Source organism: Arthrobacter pascens (assembly GCF_017052465.1).
In the GTDB taxonomy this organism is placed as follows: domain Bacteria; phylum Actinomycetota; class Actinomycetes; order Actinomycetales; family Micrococcaceae; genus Arthrobacter; species Arthrobacter pascens.
Genome location: NZ_JAFHKT010000052.1, coordinates 1 through 1,483 on the forward strand (window position 1 = coordinate 1; position 1,483 = coordinate 1,483).

The window sequence follows — 1,483 nt, forward strand, 5'->3', positions numbered from 1 at the left end:
CCCCGTTACCTTTTTCGTAGCCCCAGTCCTGTTGCAGGATAAGGGTGTGTTGGCAGGTCGGTCCCGGCATGGTTTCTGCCCCCAGTCGTTCATGATCCGGGGGGTGTTGTCACCGGGACCGGCTTGGCGGCAGTTGATCGCTGATAGAGGCACGACGACGGGTCCTTCGTAACGTGGATGCCGACACCTGCCGCCGTTGACCAGCCAGCACAGACGGTGACGCGCGAACAAGGGGGTCGAGTGTGGCGGTGATTCTGGATCAGCAGGACATTGATGTATTCATAGGTCTCGACGTCGGGAAATCCGGCCACCATGCCGTGGCCGTGAACCGTGCGGGAAAGCGGCTCTTCGACAAGGCACTGCCCAACGACGAAGCCCGGCTGCGGGAGATCCTCGACGGCTTGTCCGGAGACGGGAAGATCCTGCTCGTCGTGGACCAGCCGGCCACTATCGGAGCACTGCCCGTTGCTGTCGCCCAGGCTGCCGGCGCAGCGGTAGGCTACCTGCCTGGCCTGGCCATGCGGCGGATCGCGGACCTGCACCCGGGCCAGGCCAAAACCGACGCAAGGGACGCGGCGATCATCGCCGAGGCCGCACGCACCATGCCCCACACACTGCGTTCGATCGCCGTGGACGATGAGACGCTGGCCGAACTCGGGGTCCTCTGCGGCTTCGACGACGACCTCGCGGCCCAAATCACCGCCACGTCCAACCGGATCCGCGGGCTGCTCACCCAAATTCACCCAGCCCTCGAGCGTGCCCTGGGCTCGCACCTCGACCACCCAGCCGTAGCCGACCTGCTGACACGGTATCCGACACCAAGCGCACTGAAGACCGCCGGCCGCGGACACGTCAAAGCCAGGCTGAAGAAACACGCACCCCGCGCCGCAGAACGACTCACCGACGCGGTCTTCAGTGCACTCGGGGAACAGACCGTCGTGGTTGTGGGCACCAGTGCCGCCGGGATCGTTCTCCCGAAACTGGCAGAACAGCTGTTGGCCTTGCGCGGCCAGCGTGACGACATCGCCGCCCAGGTTGAAGCCCTCGTGGAGGCCCACCCTCTTCACAAGGTCCTGACCTCGATGCCCGGCATCGGGGTCAGGACCTGCGCCCGCATCCTCACCGAAGTGACCGGCAAACACTTCGCTAGCGCCGCACACCTGGCCTCCTACGCCGGCATCGCACCCGTCACCAGGCGCTCCGGGACATCAATCAGAGGCGAACACACCAGCCGGCGCGGGAACAAGAAACTCAAACGCGCACTGTTCCTCTCCGCCTTCGCAGCTCTGCACCACCCGCCGTCGCGGGCCTACTACGACCGGAAACGTGCCGAAGGCAAACGTCACAACCAAGCCCTCATCGCCCTCGCCAGACGCCGCTCAGACGTACTCTTCGCCATGCTCCGAGACGGAACCCTCTACCAAGAACCTGAGCCACGGAACCTACCCTCAGCCGCTTGACGAAAACCATAGAGGCACCCCCC

1 protein-coding gene is annotated in these 1,483 nt (G+C 65.1%); it reads left to right on the forward strand.

Features of this window, described 5'->3' with window-relative positions; translation table 11 throughout:
• Positions 1–254 precede the first annotated feature (254 nt).
• Positions 255–1,460, forward strand: coding sequence for an IS110 family RNA-guided transposase (locus JYA52_RS00235; RefSeq protein WP_205651160.1), 1,206 nt, complete (start codon positions 255–257; stop codon positions 1,458–1,460).
• Positions 1,461–1,483: the final 23 nt, after the last annotated feature.